The sequence below is a fragment of the Burkholderia sp. MS455 genome (assembly GCF_016899445.1).
Taxonomy (GTDB): domain Bacteria; phylum Pseudomonadota; class Gammaproteobacteria; order Burkholderiales; family Burkholderiaceae; genus Burkholderia; species Burkholderia pyrrocinia_C.
Genome location: NZ_CP041779.1, coordinates 1834630 through 1849455, shown reverse-complemented (window position 1 = coordinate 1849455; position 14826 = coordinate 1834630). Strand labels below are relative to the sequence as shown.

Genomic DNA, 14826 nt, shown 5'->3' with positions numbered 1-14826 from the left:
GCAACCGCTGAATTCCTTTTTTCTTGTCGAGGTGAATGATGAAAACCCAACTGATTGCCGCCCTCCTCGTGGCCGTGTCGGCCGCCGTCGTCGCGCCGGCGAACGCGAGCGAAAGTACCGTGACGCGCGCGCAGGTGCGTGCGGAACTGGCCGCGTTGCAGCAGGCCGGCTACCTGCCGAACCGCCCCAACGACCCGAACTACCCGGACAATCTCCAGGCGGCGCTGAGCCGGATTCGCGACAACGGCGTAGCCGCGGCCGATACGATGGCGTCCGGTTACGGCAATGACGCCGACGGCGTGACGCAGTCCGGCAGCCGCAGCGCGGCTCGCACGGCCGAGCGCTCGATCTATTTCGGTCATTGAGCATTGCACGACGGAATCGGCCGTCCCCGTCCGTCACATAAAGCGCATGCGATGTAATCGCGTGCGCTTTTATATTTGGGGCGTCCGGATTTGCATCGACGTCTTCCGGAGATGGATCACCGAGAACGAAGAAGGCCAGCGCACGCGTGTCAGGCCAATGACGCGATCCATGTCGTTGCGGGGCGACCTGCCCGGTCGATCCGGTCTATTCTGTGCGGCACGAAATCTTCAATCGAGGAGCAGCCGATGCCGGAAGCCACGACCGGAAACACGACGGGCGACGCACACCCGCTCGACCATGTCGTCTGGAACGCGCTCGCGGGCAAACAGCGCCGCTTTGCGCTCGGTAGCGACCGCGCGCTGCGGTTTCCGGCGGCCATTGCGCCGTTCGCCGCGATCGCCGACACGAGCCAGGCATCGTTCGATGCGTTGCGCGAACTGATCGCCGCGCACGGGCCGGCCGCGCTGGTCACGCCGGACGAGATGCCGCCGCCGGCGGGATTGCCGGTGATCCGGCGCGCGGCGTTGCTTCAAATGATCTGGCAAGGGACGCCCGACCCGGCGCATGCATCGGAGCATGTCACGCTCGCCGAAGCCGACGTGCCGGACATGCTCGCGCTGACCACGGCCGCGCAGCCCGGCCCGTTCGGCCCGCGCACGATCGAGCTTGGCGACTATATCGGCGTACGCAGCGAAGGCCGGCTGGCGGCGATGGCCGGCGAGCGGATGCAGGTCGACGGATATACCGAGATCAGCGCCGTCTGCGTGGATGCCGCGTTTCGGCGGCAAGGGCTTGCGGCGCGGCTGATCCGGTCGTTGATCGAGGCGATCGGTGCGCGCGCGGAAACACCGTTCCTGCACGTCCTCACGTCGAACCAGGTCGCGATCGAACGCTATCTCGCGCTTGGTTTTGTCGTCCGTCGCGAAATGAACCTGCTGGTGCTGGGCGACGAACACGCATGACAACGCGGCCGACGCGATACGCGCATCGGCCGCTTGTTGCCTGCGTGTTTAGTCTTCGGTCGACCGGATCAGGTTGCCGCGCAGCGTGACGATTGCCTTCTGCACCTTCGCGAATTCGTCCGGCTTCAACCCGGTGGCTTCGACCAGGTTCATGTCGAGCCCCTTCTCGCGCACGCGCCGGCCGCTCTTCGTCAGGCTGACGAGCACCTGGCGCTCGTCCGACGGATCGCGGTGCCGCTCCAGGTAACCCATCGCCTCGAGCTTCTTCAGGATCGGCGTCAACGTATTGGATTCGAGGAACAGCTTCTCGCCGAGCTGGCCGACCGTCTGGTTGTCCTGCTCCCACAGCGCAATGATCGTGATGTATTGCGTATAGGTGAGGCCGAGCTCTTCGAGGATCGGCTTGTACGCCTTGCCGAACGCGAGGTTCGCCGAGTAGATCGCAAAACACAGGAAATCGGACAGCTTCGGCGCGGCGGGCGATGGTGCTTCGGTCGGTTTCATGAACTTCCTCCGGCGACGCGGATGGCTGCAGATAGACACATTATATATCGTGTGCGATCTTATCGGAAGCATGATAAATCGGTGTCGATGAACCGACGGAATGATGCAACGCGGCCGGATCGCCGCCGTCAGTCCTGCCTGCGGCGCTTGCCGGATTGCAACCGGCTTTCCGACAGCAGCGAGCATTGCACCGGATGCGCGATTTCGGTCGCGAGCCCGCCTGCGGCAAACAGCAGGATCATCAGCCAGCGTTTCATGCGTCCTCCACGACCGACAGGCTCGCGCCGTTTGCGACGGTTGCGTCGAGCGCGTAAGGATCGACGCTGTCGAGGCAGCCGAGATTGACGCGCCAGCATGCGGGGTCCATGCGTGTCTGATGGAACGGATAGATGCCGCAATGGCGACAGAAATAGTGGCGGGCCGTGTGTGTGTTGAAGCGGTAGCACGTCAGTGCGCCCGCGCCTTCGACGATCTTCAGGTGGTCAGCGGGAAACATCGGGCTCATCAGCGCGCCGCGCCGGCGGCACAGGCTGCAGTTGCAGCGAACCGCCGGCGCAATGGCCGCGTTCACTTCGAATTTGACGGCCCCGCAATGGCAGGATCCTTTGAACCAGGTTGCAGACATGATGTGCTCTCGAAGAGGTCATGCCTGCTTTATAGCGGACGCCCGAACTTGCGTTGTATCGCACTGTATCCACGGTCCGCGCAGATACAGAGCATTGCAAATCGACGGTGGGCGGTGCACGTTCGGCGCGGCGATCCACGGTGCGATCGCCGGCACATGCGTGCGGTTTGCCGGCCGAGCGCGATCAGTCCAGCGCGTGCTGCAGGCGCTCGATCGCGGCCCGCGTTTCACGCTCGAGCGTCGCGAACAGCTCGGCGGCTGGCAACGAGCGGACGAGCGTCGCCGCCTGCCCGGCCCACTGCGCGCCGTAGCCGAATTCGCCCTGCGCCTTCGCGGCCGCATGCAGCGCCTTGCCCGCGTCGTACGCGATCGGATACGCGGGCGTGGCCGGCGCGTGCGGGTCGTCGCCGAGCGCGGTCAGCCGGTTCGCGATGCCGCGCGCGATCCGGCCCGAAATCGCGGAGGTCAACGTCGTGCGGCGCGCCGCGTCGCCGAGGATCGCGCGGCGATAACCGTCGTCGATCGACGTCTCCCGGCATGCGACGAACGCGGTGCCGAGCTGCGCGGCCTGCGCGCCGAGCGCCAGCGCGGCGGCGATGCCTTCGCCATCCATGATGCCGCCGGCAGCGATCACGGGCAGCGCACATTCGCGCACGATCAGGCGCGTCAGCGCGAACGTGCCGAGGCGGTCGTCGTGGGCGGTCGAATCGAACACGCCGCGGTGCCCGCCGGCTTCGATGCCCTGCGCGACGATCGCGTCGATGCCGGCGGCGGCGATCTGCCGCGCTTCGTCGGGATTCGTCGCGGTTGCGAACAGCGTGATGCCCGAGCGCTTCAGCGCGGCGATCGCGTCCGCGGACGGCAGCCCGAAATGGAAGCTGACGACGGCCGGCTTTTCTTCGGCGAGCATCGCCTGCATCGCTTCGTCCGCGACGAAGCTCGTATAGATATCCGACAGCGATGCGGGCGGCGTCGCACCGTATGCGCGGAACGCCGGCGCGAGCCAGTCGAGCCACGCGCGTTCGACGGCTGCGTCGGCGCGGGCCGGACGATGGCAGAACACGTTGACGTTGAACGGCCGGTCGGTGAGCGCGCGCGTGTCGCGGATCATCTTGCGCGCGCCGTCGGCGTTCGTCGCGCCGACGCCGAGCGAGCCGAGCCCGCCCGCGTTCGACACGGCGGCAGCCAGCGCCGGCGTGCTGACGCCGGCCATCGGCGCCTGGACGATCGGTGTGCGAATGCCGAGCGCGCGCAACAGCGTCCGGTTATCGGTCGGGTGATTCATGTCGGTTACCTCCTGGTGGCGGTCGAATCGCGAACATGCCGCGTCGGCAGAGCACGATAACCCCGTGCATGTGTTTCATGGGGCGGCGTTCGTGCCGGTGCCCGCGCAACGCGCCTCATGGTTTTCCCGGCCCGCCCGGTTGCACGGGAGCGAACCGGATCCGGTGCGCAACCGCGCGCCGCGCAGGCCGCACCGGCCTTCCCCCGCGAATGACGCCCGCCGCGCGTTCGTACCCTTTCTGAGCGGGAAAGGACGCTTGAAACATCCGCAATTATCGCGTGACGCCGATTCGCCCACCATGTGTCGGACGATCGGCGCAGCCCGCGCAGCCGGCCCTTTCACGGGCGTTGCGGTGCGTGCCGCCATATCGTGCGGCCGGACGCATCATGCCGGCCGCGAACGGCCGGGCCGTGCGCCACGGCATATCGATAATCAGGAGACACGATGAACAGCCAATCCCTCGATCTGGGCGGCAACGCGGGCGGCCCCGCGTCCGCACGGCCGCCGGCCGCTTCCGCCGGCGTCGGCGCCGATGCAGCGGCCTTCCCCGCCCGCCGCGTCACGCTCGGCGATTTCATGGACGACCTGCCGGTCGGTGCGTTGCACCGGTTCGTCGTGTGGGTGATCGGCATCGGGCTGTTCTTCGACATGTACGAGATCTTCCTCGTCAGCACGATCGGCTCCGCGTTGCAGAACGAATACGGGTTGAGCCGGCAGAGCACCGATTTCAAGCTGCTGCTGGCATCGGCATTCATCGGGATGTTCGTCGGCGCGATGTGCCTCGGCAGCCTCGCCGACCGCATCGGCCGGCGCAAGGCGTTCCTGCTGACGCTCGTGTGGTACAGCGCGTTCTCGCTGGTCGGCGCGTTCTCGGTGAATGCCGACATGCTCGTCGCGTGCCGCTTCCTGACCGGCATCGGCGTCGGCGCGATCTATCCGGTCGCCGACAGCTTCCTGTCCGAAATCCTGCCGAAGGAAAAGCGCGGGCGGCTCGCCGCGTGGGCCTATACGACTTCCTATGTCGCGGTGCCGCTCGTCGGCTTCCTCGCGCTGTGGCTGAACCCGCTGCATGTGGCCGGCGTGGCCGGCTGGCGCATCATTCTCGCGATCGGCAGCCTCGGCGCCGTATACGTGCTGTTCGTCCAGCACCGCCTGCCGGAGAGCCCGCGCTGGCTGCTCGCGCAAGGCCGCACCGCCGACGCGCACGCGGCGCTGCGGCGCTTCGCGGAAGGCACCGGCGTGCGGGTGCCCGAGCACTTCGCGGAATCGGCCGAACCGCAACGGCCGCTCGGGCTCGGCGAGCGCATCGCGCTGCTGCGTCGCGAGCCCTACGGCGCGCGCTACCTGATGCTCGCGATCTTTCACCTGTTCCAGGGCTTCGGTTATTACGGCTTCGGCACGCTGGCCGGCACGGTCGTGAAGAGCCGCGGCTTCGACGTGACGGACAGCACGCTGTTCATCGCGCTGTCGTTCGTCGGCTATCCGATCGGCTCGCTGCTGTCGATCCCGCTGCTCAACTGGATCGAACGCCGCACGCTCGTGATCGCGTCGATCCTGTCGATCGCCGTATTCGGGCTGTGCTTCGCGTACTCGGGCAATACCGCGCTGATCGTCGGATTCGGATTGCTGACGACCTGCGCGTCGAACGTGTTCAGCAACGCGTATCACGTGTACCAGGCCGAGATTTTCCCGGCGCGCGTGCGCTCGACGGCGATCGGCAGTACGTATTCGCTGTCGCGCATCGTCAGCGGCGGGCTGCCGTTCGTGCTGCTGCCGGTGCTCGGCAGCTACGGCGCGGGCGCGATGTTCGGCGTGATCTCGGTTGCGCTCGGCATCGTCGCCGTCACGCTGCGCGTGCTCGGGCCGCTGACCACACGGCGCAGCCAGGACGAAATCAATCCGGTGTAATCCAGTGATGCAATGCGGCGACCGGCACGGGACGCACGCAGGCGTGCTCCGTGCGTCGCCGTTTCCGCAGTCAGCGCGCCGACATGAAATCGAACAGCTTCGCGATGTCGGTCGTCAGCACGGTGCCGGCCTTGACGCCGACCCACAGCGTGCGCGTCGCCCACGCGTCGTCGAGCTTCACGACCCCGAGCCGCGCGGCGCGCTCGCCGGTCACCGCATCGCGCGGCAGCACGCCGATGCCGAGCCCGGCCTCGATCATCCGGCTCACGCCGTCGAAATTCGATACCTGGATCCGCACTTTCAGCGAGCGCTCGGCCGCGAACGCGGCGTCGGTCATGCGCGCGAGCAGCGAACTGCCGTCGCTCAAGCCGACGTAATCCTCGTCGAGCGTATCCGCGAAGCGGATGCTGTCGCGTGCGGCGAAGCGATGCGCGCGCGGCACGAGCAGCACGAGCTCGTCGCGCCGGTACAGCCGCCGTTCGATGCCGGGCGCCGGCACGTTGTCGGCGAACACGCCGAGATCGGCCTTGCCGGACCCGAGCGCATCGACGATCTCGTGGCTCAGCCGCTCCTCGAGACTCACCTTGATGCCCGGGTTGTCGGTGAGGAACGCGGCGAGATCGGCGGGCAGGAACTGGACGATCGCGGACGTATTGGTCCACACGTGGATATGGCCGCGCACGCCGGCGACGTAGTCGCTCATCTCGTGCGCCATCCGGTTGACCTGCTCGATCACCTTTGCCGCATGGTCGAGCAGCGCGCGGCCCGCGGGTGTCAGTTCGACGCCGCGCGCATGCCGGACGAACAGTGCGCTGCCGGTCACGCTTTCGAGTTCGGCGATGCGCTTGCTGACCGCGGACAGCGTGAGCTGGCCGTGTTCGGCCGCCTTCGTCAGGCTGCCGTGTTCGGCGACGAGCGCGAACACGCGCAGCGACTGCAGATCGAAATGAAGCGGGTTCACCATGTCGTGGATCCTGGGAAGGCCGTACGGCGCGCGCCATCGTCGCGGCGGCCTGACGCCGATCATACGCCCGGCCGTGCATGCGCGACACGGCGCGGCTAGCGCGGCGCGATCGCCTGCAACGCGGCGAGCATCGCACCGTCCGGCTTCGCGAGATCGTCGAGCACCGCGAAGTGCTGCATGCCGGGCAGCCAGGTGCGCGCGATCCGTTCGCCGGCCGCTTCGCACGCCGATGCGTATTCATGTGCTTGCCGGATAAGTTCGGGCAGTTCGGCGTCGCCGACCGCGACGACCGTCGGCGCGCCGGGCCCGATGTGACGTAGCGGGCTGTACGCTTCGACCTCCTGCGCGGTGAGCTGCAGCTTGTCGTTCAGGCAGCACAGCGAGATCGGTTCGAGATCGACGAGCGGGCTGATCGCGAGCGCTGAAACGACGGCCGGATGCGCGCGATGCACGGCAGTCAGGTGGCCGCCCGCCGAATGGCCGCTCAGGTGGATCGGCCGCCGCGCGGTGCCGAGGCCGTCGGGATCGCTGGCGAGATGGTCGAGCAGCGCGCCGATCTCGCCGACGATGTCGGTCATCGTCGCGACCGGCGCAAGTGTGTATTCGGCAAGCACGACGTCGAAGCCGCGCGCGAGCGGCCCGCTCGCCGCGTACGCGAAATCCTCTTTCGTGCAGTGTTGCCAGTAGCCGCCATGAATGAACACGAACAGCGGTGCGTCGGGCTGCCCGCACGGCAGCCAGTCGAAGCGCTGCGCCGGTTGCGCGCCGTAACGCAGGTCGCGGCGGCCGGGTGTCGCGTCGTAAAGCGCTGCGCTACGCGCCTGGCACGACGCGAGCAATGCCGGGAAATCGGGAACAGCCTTCGTGTTCAGGTAGGCGGCGTCGAGCGCCGCGCGGTCCATGCCGCGATAGAGGATCGTCATTCGGGGAGTGTCCGGGGCGGGTTGCGGAGGTGCGGGGCAGGTTCGTCATGCCCGCTGCGAAGGCGTCGGCCGAACCGACGCCTTCGCACCATTATCCGCAGCGCGGCCGGGTCCGGCTATCCGGATTCGGCGGGTGCGGCGCGGGCCTGTCCGCTTTCGGCGAAAGACTGCGACGCCGCGCGCGCATCGTGCCGGTGCCCGCGCGCCCGGACGGATCGATGCGCCGAAACCGCGCGGCAGGCCGGCCGCCGCCGGTCAGATCAACTCGGAGATCTCGATCAGGTTCAGGTCGGGGTCGCGCACGTAGACCGAACGGATCTTCTGCGTCGCACCCGTGCGTTCGACGGGCCCTTCGACGATCGGCCATTCGACGCGCTTCAGGTGCGCGATCACGTCGTCGAGCGGCACCGACGCGATGAAGCACAGGTCGAGCGCGCCGGGCACCGGCACATGCGCTTTCGGTTCGAACTCCGCGCCGCGCACGTGCAGGTTGATCTTCTGGTTGCCGAAGCGGAACGCAAGCCGTCCGGCGCCGAAGGTTTCGAGCTGCATCTGCAGCACCTCGGTGTAGAAATGCTTCGTCCGGTCGGGATCGACGCAGGTCAGCACGAGATGGTCCAGGTGATCGATCAGCGCCATGGGAATCGCTCCTGTGTTCCTGTTCATGAGAATGCGCGCTGCGCAGGCATGTCGCCGGCGTCGGCGCGCGGTGGCGGATGAAGATCCGAGCGGCGCCCGGCCTTCAGGATCTGGCTCGGCACGTCATGCCCGATCAACGCGGGCAGCCGTGCCGACGCGGCCAGCACGCACGCGAGGTCGATGCCCGTATCGTAGCCGTCCAGTTCGAGCATGTGCACGAGTTCCTCGGTGCACGCGTTGCCGGTCGCGCCCGGCGCATACGGGCAGCCGCCGAGCCCGCCGAGCGACGCGTCGAAGCGGTCGATGCCCGCGTCGAGCGCCGCGAGCGTATTCGCGAGCGCCATCCCGCGCGTGTTGTGAAAATGCAGCGTGAGCTGCAGCGCGCCGAAGCGCTCGCGGGCGCGCCCGGAAAGATCGCGCACCTGCGACGGAAACGCCATGCCCGTCGTGTCGCACAGCGTGAAGCCGTGCACGCCGAGATCCGCGAAGCGCTGCATCCACGCGAGCACGGCTTCGGCCGGCACGTCGCCTTCCATCGGGCAGCCCATCGCGGTCGACAGCGACACGTTGATCGCGACACCCGAACCGCGCACCGCGTCGATCACGTCGCGCAGCTGCGCGAACGACTGCTCGCGCGTCATCCGCAGGTTCGCGCGGTTGTGGCTCTCGCTCATCGACATCACGAGATTCACTTCGTCGACGCCGCACGACAGCGCGCGCTCGGCGCCGCGCACGTTCGGCACGAGCACCGTATAGACGACGCCGGGCGCGCGCACGATGCCGTGCATCACGGCCTCCGCGTCGCGCAATGCGGGGATCGCCTTCGGCGACGTGAACGACGTGACTTCGATCTTCGCGTAGCCGCATGCGCTCAATGCATCGACGAGCGCGATCTTGTCGTCGGTATCGACGAACGCCGCTTCGTTCTGGAAACCGTCGCGCGTCGCGACTTCGTGGATGTAGAGCCGTTTGTGTCGAGTGCTCATGATGTCGCCTCTTGTCTCCCGTTGCCGGTTCAGATCACGCCGCGCGTGCGCCAGTCGCGGCGCGTCGCGGCATCGATGCCGATCGATTCGAGTACCGCATCGGTATCCGCGCCGAGCGCGGGCGCCGCGCGTTCGATACGCCCGGGCGTCGCGCCGAGTTTCGGCACGACGCCCGGCACCTGCACGGGCGTGCCGTCGGGCAGCGCGGCGTCGACGATCATGTCGCGCGCGCGGTAATGAGGATCGGCCGCGATGTCGGCCACGTCGTAGATGCGCCCGGACGGGATGCGTGCTTCGTTCAGCGCGGCCAGCACGTCGTCGAGATCGTGGCGCGCGCTCCACGCGCCGATCGCCGCGTCGATGCGCTCGACCTGCGCGACGCGGCCGTCGTTGTGCGCGAGCGCGGGATCGCTGCCGAGATCGGGCCGCCCGATCAGCTCCATCAGGCGCCGGAAGATGCTGTCGCCGTTGCCGGCGATCAGCGCGTACCTGCCGTCGCGGCAGCGGTACGCGTTGGTCGGCGCGATGCCGGGCAGGCTGCTGCCGGCCGCCTCGCGCACCGCGCCGAACGCCGAGTATTCGGGCAGCAGGCTTTCCATCATGTTGAACACCGATTCGTACAGCGCGACGTCGACGACCTGCCCGTTGCCGCCCTGCTGCTCGCGATGCCGCAGCGCGAGCAGCACGCCGATCACGCCATGCAATGCCGACAGCGAATCGCCGAGCGAGATGCCGACGCGCACCGGCGTGCGGCCGGGCTCGCCGGTCAGGTGCCGCAGGCCGCCCATCGCCTCGGCGATCACGCCGAAGCCGGGACGGTCGCGGTACGGGCCCGTTTGCCCGAAGCCCGACACGCGCAGCATCACGAGCCCCGGATTGATCGCGGACAGCGCGTCCCAGCCGAGCCCCCAGCCTTCGAGCGTGCCGGGCCGGAAGTTCTCGATCAGCACGTCGGTCCCGGCGACGAGCCGGCGCACGACGTCCTGCCCTTCGGGCGTGCGCAGGTCGAGCGTGAGCGAGGTCTTGTTGCGCGACTGCGCGGCCCACCAGACCGACGTGCCGTCGTGCAGCAGCCGCCATTTGCGCAGCGGGTCGCCGAGGCCGGGCGGCTCGATCTTGATCACGTCCGCGCCGAATTCGGCGAGCATCCGGCCCGCGAACGGCCCGGCGATCAGTTGGCCGAGTTCCAGCACGCGGATGCCGTCCAGGGGGCGCGTCATGGCTGTCTCCGATGAAATCGCGTTGTCGATGACGGCGATCATGACGGCGTTCGCGCATCACGAAAATCGATCGATGCTCAACCAGCCTTTCCGAAACGGAAAGGCGCGCGTCGGCGCGATCGCTGCGTTCGTTCCCGCACGGCGTGCGTCAGCCTTTCCATCCGGGAAAGCGCGCTCGCGCAACGGTCAAGCGGCGCCGTGCGCGCCGCCGGCAGAATCGATCCCGTTCCGCGCCCGCAGGGCGCTTGTCACTGCCAGCGAGACCCGCCATGTTTTCCGTTTCCTCTCCCGCGAAGATCGTGTTTCTCGACCGCGCGACGCTGTCGCCGCAAACCGCGCTGAAGCCGTTCCCGTTTCCGCACGAATTGCATGCGTTCGAACGGACGAGCGCGCACGAAGTCGCGTCGCGCATTGCCGACGCCGATATCGTCGTGACCAACAAGGTGCGGCTCGACGCGGCGACACTCGCCGGTTCGCGGCGCGTGCGAATGATCGCGATCGCCGCGACCGGTACCGACATCGTCGATCTCGGCGCGTGCGCGTCGCGCGGGATCGTCGTGAGCAACATACGCGGGTATGCGGTCCGCTCGGTGCCCGAGCATACGTTCGCGCTGATCTTCGCGCTGCGCCGCAGTCTCGTGGCTTACCGCGACGCGGTGCGCGCGGGACGCTGGCTCGGCAGCGGGCAGTTCTGCTTCTTCGATCATCCGATCCGCGACCTGGCCGGCTCGACGCTCGGGATCGTCGGCGACGGCGTGCTCGGGCGCGCGGTGGCCGGCATCGCGCGCGCGCTCGACATGCGCGTGCTGTTCGCGGCGCACGGCGGTGCCGCCGGTGACGACTACGCGCCGCTCGACACGCTGCTGCGCGACAGCGACGTGATCACGCTGCACTGCCCGCTCACGCCCGCGACGCGGCACCTGATCGATGCCGCCGCATTCGCGCGGATGGCGCGCCGGCCGCTGCTGATCAATACCGCACGCGGCGGGCTCGTGGACGAAAGCGCGCTCGTCGACGCATTGCAGTCGGGGCAGATCGCGGGCGCCGGGTTCGATGTGGTCACGCAGGAACCGCTGCCGGCCGCGCATCCGTTCCACGCGATCCTGTCGCATCCGGCGTTCATCCTGACGCCGCACGTCGCATGGGCGAGCGACGAGGCGATGCAGGCGCTCGCCGATCAGCTCGTCGACAACGTCGCCGCGTTTGCGGGCGGCGAGCCGCGGCATGTCGTGCGACTCGTGTGAGGCTTGCCGGTGCGTGCGAACGTTGCAACCGCGCAAACAGAACGGCCCCGCTCGATTGCTCGAAGCGGGGCCGACTCAATCCGGGGGCTGCTTACGCCAGCGACTCGGCACGTGACGGGTTCGTGCATCCGCCCTGTCCTGCGGCCGGTTTCTGAACGCCCGATGGGCATTACTTCAAGGAATTCGAACCGCCAACGCTGCAGCGTACCGCTCGGCGCGCCGAGCCCGCCGCTAATTTCAGTAGGCGGACATCTCGACGCAAGGATCGACCTTGGACGGCGAGCAGATGACCGAATACCTGGCGCTCTCGCGCATCAGCGCTTCGCCTTCGTGCAGCGCGATCTTGATCTCGGGGTGACGCTCGTACGCGAGGAATGCCGAGCACACGACCGCGGACATCACGACGAGGGAAAACACAAACTTTTCAAGGGTTTGGAAACGTTCTGGCATGGTTCGACCTTTCTCTCAGCCAGCAATTATACCCCGAGATAAGGGTTTTCCCTATATCGCCGGACGCATGCCGGGGATCGCCGTGATCGCCCCCCTTTTTCGTCGTCGTTTCGCCCGCCCGTTCGCGCCCGGGCACCGGGCGGGACGCGCGAGCGTCGCAGCGTCGCTCAAGCGCGATCGCGGGAGTCGGCCGCTTCGACGGGCCTGACGGAGGACGGGCGCATGCCGATGCGGGCGGCGTCGGGACCTATCCGGTTGTGCAACGTGCTGCGCTCGAATCGCTTGAACGACTCGGCAATGTGCGTGCGCAACAGCTCGACATCCCACGGTTTGATCAGGAGCTTCTGGACCGATCCGTCGCCGGGCGCGGCGGCAATCGACTGCCCTTCGCCATAGCCGGACAGCAGGATGCGCACGATGTCCGGATAGAGTGCCTTGACGCGCTGCAACAGGTCGATCCCGGACAGGCTGGGCATGCGGAAGTCCGACACGATCACGCCGACGCGATGTTGCGCGAGCAGGTCGAGCGCGTCGGCGGGATCGGTCGTGCCGAGAATCTCGTAGCCGTCGCGGCCCAGCGCCTGCCTGAGCGTCTGCAGGACGGCCGGGTCGTGGTCGACCAGCAGCAGCGTCCGGTGCAGCAACTCGCGCTGCCGGCAATGCTCGGGAAGCTCCGAGCCGGCGGAGAGCATGTCGGCGATTTCCGCCCCGGTGACCGGATGGCTGAAGTAATAGCCCTGCATCGCATGGCAGCGGTGCCGGTTCAGGAACGAAAGCTGCGCTTCCGTCTCCACGCCCTCGGCCACCGTCTCCATGTGCAGCGACTCCGCCATCGCGATGATCGAGCGCGTCAGCGACGCGCCTTCCGCGCTCGTGGTGACGTCGCTGAGGAACGACTTGTCGATCTTGACGACATCGATGGGCAGGTCCTTCAAGTACGACAGGCTGGAATAGCCGGTGCCGAAGTCGTCCAGCGACAGCACGACGCCGAGCGCCTTCAGTTCGCGCAGCGTGTGCGCGATCGCGTTGCGGTCCTGCATCAGCACGCTTTCGGTCAACTCGAGTTCGAGCCAGGCCGGCTCGAGGCCGGTATCCCGCAGCGTCCGGCGCACCACGTCGGCCATGTTCTGCTGCCGGAACTGGCGTGCCGACAGGTTGACGGCGATCCGTAGCGGCGCATGCCCGTCCTGACGCCACGCGACGGCCTGCGCGCAGGCCGTGCGCAACACCCATTCGCCGATCGGCAGAATCAGCCCGGTTTCCTCGGCGATCGGGATGAAGCGGTCGGGCGGAATCACGCCGATGCCGGGGCGGCGCCAGCGAATCAGCGCCTCGACGCCGCTGATCCGGCCGGTCTTGAGATCGACCTTCGGCTGGTAGTACAGCTCCAGTTCGCCGTTCGCGGCGGCCTCGTGCAGCGCGTTTTCGAGTTCGGCCTGTTCTTCCACGCGGGCGCCCAGCTCGCGCGTGTAGAAGCTGTAGCCGTTTCGCCCGCGTTCCTTCGCGCAATACAGCGCGGCGTCGGCCGTCTTCAGCAGCGTCTCCGCGTCGGCGCCGTCGGTCGGACAAACGCTGACGCCGATGCTCGTCGTCACGTGCAGGTCGTGTCCGTCGAGCATGAACGGCGCGCCGAAGGTGCTCAGGACCTTGCGGGCGACCGCGTCCGCATCCGTCGCGGTCGACAGGTTGACCAGCATCACGACGAACTCGTCGCCGCCGAGCCGCGCGACCGTGTCGCCGTCGCGCACGGCTGCCTTGAGCCGGGCCGAGACGGCTCGCAGCAGGCCGTCGCCGACCGAATGGCCGAAGGTGTCGTTGACGTGCTTGAAGCGGTCCAGGTCGAGCACCATCACCGCGATCAGGTGTCCCGTGCGCCGCGCGTGCGACATCGCCTGCTCCATGCGGTCGCTCAGCAGGTTGCGATTGGGCAGGCCGGTCAGCGCATCGTGGTTGGCGAGGTATTCGATGCGCCCCTGCTGCATCTTGCGCTCGGTGATGTCCTGCACGATGCCGCGCAGGATGATCGCGTGGTTCAGGTCGCGCCCCGCCTCCGCGTGGTGCAGCACGTGGCGCTCGGTGCCGTCCGGGTGAAGCAGCCGATGCTCGAGCGAGAACGGGGTGCCCTCGGTGCGCAGGCTCGTGAACGACTGGATCAAAAGCGGCTGCTCGTCGACCGGAACGGCTTGCAGCAGCCGATCGAAGGTCGGCGGCGTGCACTCGGGGTCGAGGCCGAGGATCCGGAACAGCTCCGGCGACCAGCTGCCGTCGGTCCGGCCGGCCTGATACTCCCAGTTGCCCAGATGCGCGAGCGCCTGCGCGTGCGTCAGGCTGATCTCGGCGCTCGCGAGCTTTTCGAGCGTCGCGGCCGCGCGCAGCAGGTAGCGGAGCCGGTAGCCGAGCAGCTTCCAGCGCATCGGCTTGGAGACGAAATCGGTCGCGCCGGCGTCGAAGGCACTGGCGATCGACGCGTCGTCGTCGTTGCCCGTGAGCATGACGATCGGCACACGGCGACCTTCCGGCAGCGCGCGCAGCCGACGGCAGCAGGCGAAGCCGTCGCCGCCGGGCATCTCGACGTCGAGCAGCACCACGGCAGGACGATGACGCAGGAACGCGTCGATGCCCTCCTGCGGCCCGGTCGCTTCCTCGACGCGAAAACCCTCCGGCTCGAGGGTTTCCACGACCAGCAGGCGCGTCATCGCATCGTCGTCGACGATCAGAATCACCGGTGCATCGACATTTTCCTCGTTCAC

At 67.9% G+C, this 14826-nt stretch carries 15 protein-coding genes; 4 read left to right on the top strand and 11 right to left on the bottom strand.

The features are described from left to right. The first annotated feature begins 35 nt into the window (after positions 1 to 35). Positions 36 to 365: a DUF4148 domain-containing protein gene (locus tag FPJ27_RS27585; RefSeq protein WP_204423346.1), complete on the top strand. Its 330-nt coding sequence runs from the start codon at positions 36 to 38 to the stop codon at positions 363 to 365. 246 nt (positions 366 to 611) lie between these two features. Next, the gene (locus FPJ27_RS27580) at positions 612 to 1328 is read left to right on the top strand and encodes a GNAT family N-acetyltransferase (RefSeq protein WP_204423343.1); all 717 of its coding nucleotides are present in this window, start codon (positions 612 to 614) and stop codon (positions 1326 to 1328) included. 48 nt (positions 1329 to 1376) lie between these two features. Here FPJ27_RS27580 and FPJ27_RS27575 read toward each other — a convergent pair whose 3' ends face one another. The 4 genes from FPJ27_RS27575 to FPJ27_RS27565 all read right to left on the bottom strand — a co-directional run bounded on the left by FPJ27_RS27575 (position 1377) and on the right by FPJ27_RS27565 (position 3742). After that, positions 1377 to 1832 carry a MarR family transcriptional regulator gene (locus FPJ27_RS27575; protein ID WP_072441084.1) on the bottom strand — a complete coding sequence of 152 codons (456 nt, stop codon included), beginning with the start codon at positions 1830 to 1832 and terminating at the stop codon, positions 1377 to 1379. 128 nt (positions 1833 to 1960) lie between these two features. Beyond that, on the bottom strand, positions 1961 to 2089 hold the full coding sequence (locus FPJ27_RS36845; protein WP_256260697.1) for a hypothetical protein: 129 nt from the start codon (positions 2087 to 2089) through the stop codon (positions 1961 to 1963). Continuing rightward, positions 2086 to 2457 carry a GFA family protein gene (locus tag FPJ27_RS27570; protein WP_204423340.1) on the bottom strand — a complete coding sequence of 124 codons (372 nt, stop codon included), beginning with the start codon at positions 2455 to 2457 and terminating at the stop codon, positions 2086 to 2088. Before FPJ27_RS27570 ends, FPJ27_RS36845 begins: the two co-directional genes overlap by 4 nt. Positions 2458 to 2641: 184 nt before the next feature. Next, entirely contained in the window at positions 2642 to 3742 is a 1101-nt protein-coding gene (locus tag FPJ27_RS27565) for a nitronate monooxygenase (protein ID WP_204423337.1), read from the bottom strand. A 444-nt stretch (positions 3743 to 4186) separates the two neighbouring features. Between FPJ27_RS27565 and FPJ27_RS27560 the strand changes: the two genes are divergently transcribed. Further along, positions 4187 to 5650, top strand: a complete 1464-nt coding sequence (locus FPJ27_RS27560; protein WP_204423335.1) for an MFS transporter — start codon at positions 4187 to 4189, stop codon at positions 5648 to 5650. A gap of 70 nt (positions 5651 to 5720) precedes the next feature. On the opposite strand, the gene FPJ27_RS27555 is transcribed toward FPJ27_RS27560, so the two are convergent. The 5 genes from FPJ27_RS27555 to FPJ27_RS27535 all read right to left on the bottom strand — a co-directional run bounded on the left by FPJ27_RS27555 (position 5721) and on the right by FPJ27_RS27535 (position 10382). Further along, on the bottom strand, positions 5721 to 6614 hold the full coding sequence (locus tag FPJ27_RS27555; RefSeq protein WP_096470941.1) for a LysR family transcriptional regulator: 894 nt from the start codon (positions 6612 to 6614) through the stop codon (positions 5721 to 5723). 95 nt (positions 6615 to 6709) lie between these two features. Continuing rightward, positions 6710 to 7537, bottom strand: coding sequence for an alpha/beta hydrolase (locus tag FPJ27_RS27550; RefSeq protein ID WP_072441075.1), 828 nt, complete (start codon positions 7535 to 7537; stop codon positions 6710 to 6712). A 255-nt stretch (positions 7538 to 7792) separates the two neighbouring features. Next, positions 7793 to 8176: a VOC family protein gene (locus FPJ27_RS27545; RefSeq protein ID WP_034184203.1), complete on the bottom strand. Its 384-nt coding sequence runs from the start codon at positions 8174 to 8176 to the stop codon at positions 7793 to 7795. A gap of 23 nt (positions 8177 to 8199) precedes the next feature. Beyond that, a complete protein-coding gene (locus FPJ27_RS27540; RefSeq protein ID WP_072441073.1) occupies positions 8200 to 9162 on the bottom strand; it encodes a hydroxymethylglutaryl-CoA lyase in 963 nt (320 codons plus the stop codon). A gap of 29 nt (positions 9163 to 9191) precedes the next feature. Beyond that, positions 9192 to 10382: a CoA transferase gene (locus tag FPJ27_RS27535; protein ID WP_204423334.1), complete on the bottom strand. Its 1191-nt coding sequence runs from the start codon at positions 10380 to 10382 to the stop codon at positions 9192 to 9194. 269 nt (positions 10383 to 10651) lie between these two features. On the opposite strand from FPJ27_RS27535, the gene FPJ27_RS27530 reads away from it, so the two are divergent. Next, complete coding sequence (locus tag FPJ27_RS27530; protein ID WP_204423333.1) at positions 10652 to 11626, top strand: D-2-hydroxyacid dehydrogenase; 975 nt, start codon at positions 10652 to 10654, stop codon at positions 11624 to 11626. 237 nt (positions 11627 to 11863) lie between these two features. Here FPJ27_RS27530 and FPJ27_RS27525 read toward each other — a convergent pair whose 3' ends face one another. Together FPJ27_RS27525 and FPJ27_RS27520 are read right to left on the bottom strand one after the other, a co-directional pair. After that, entirely contained in the window at positions 11864 to 12076 is a 213-nt protein-coding gene (locus FPJ27_RS27525) for a hypothetical protein (protein WP_031400819.1), read from the bottom strand. A gap of 167 nt (positions 12077 to 12243) precedes the next feature. Further along, positions 12244 to 14826: an EAL domain-containing protein gene (locus FPJ27_RS27520; protein WP_204423332.1), complete on the bottom strand. Its 2583-nt coding sequence runs from the start codon at positions 14824 to 14826 to the stop codon at positions 12244 to 12246.

Coding starts and splice junctions, on each gene's coding strand:
- FPJ27_RS27585 (WP_204423346.1), top strand. CDS start 36: ATGATGAAAACCCAACTGATTGCCGCCCTCCTCGTGGCCGTGTCGGCC.
- FPJ27_RS27580 (WP_204423343.1), top strand. CDS start 612: ATGCCGGAAGCCACGACCGGAAACACGACGGGCGACGCACACCCGCTC.
- FPJ27_RS27575 (WP_072441084.1), bottom strand. CDS start 1,832: ATGAAACCGACCGAAGCACCATCGCCCGCCGCGCCGAAGCTGTCCGAT.
- FPJ27_RS36845 (WP_256260697.1), bottom strand. CDS start 2,089: ATGAAACGCTGGCTGATGATCCTGCTGTTTGCCGCAGGCGGGCTCGCG.
- FPJ27_RS27570 (WP_204423340.1), bottom strand. CDS start 2,457: ATGTCTGCAACCTGGTTCAAAGGATCCTGCCATTGCGGGGCCGTCAAA.
- FPJ27_RS27565 (WP_204423337.1), bottom strand. CDS start 3,742: ATGAATCACCCGACCGATAACCGGACGCTGTTGCGCGCGCTCGGCATT.
- FPJ27_RS27560 (WP_204423335.1), top strand. CDS start 4,187: ATGAACAGCCAATCCCTCGATCTGGGCGGCAACGCGGGCGGCCCCGCG.
- FPJ27_RS27555 (WP_096470941.1), bottom strand. CDS start 6,614: ATGGTGAACCCGCTTCATTTCGATCTGCAGTCGCTGCGCGTGTTCGCG.
- FPJ27_RS27550 (WP_072441075.1), bottom strand. CDS start 7,537: ATGACGATCCTCTATCGCGGCATGGACCGCGCGGCGCTCGACGCCGCC.
- FPJ27_RS27545 (WP_034184203.1), bottom strand. CDS start 8,176: ATGGCGCTGATCGATCACCTGGACCATCTCGTGCTGACCTGCGTCGAT.
- FPJ27_RS27540 (WP_072441073.1), bottom strand. CDS start 9,162: ATGAGCACTCGACACAAACGGCTCTACATCCACGAAGTCGCGACGCGC.
- FPJ27_RS27535 (WP_204423334.1), bottom strand. CDS start 10,382: ATGACGCGCCCCCTGGACGGCATCCGCGTGCTGGAACTCGGCCAACTG.
- FPJ27_RS27530 (WP_204423333.1), top strand. CDS start 10,652: ATGTTTTCCGTTTCCTCTCCCGCGAAGATCGTGTTTCTCGACCGCGCG.
- FPJ27_RS27525 (WP_031400819.1), bottom strand. CDS start 12,076: ATGCCAGAACGTTTCCAAACCCTTGAAAAGTTTGTGTTTTCCCTCGTC.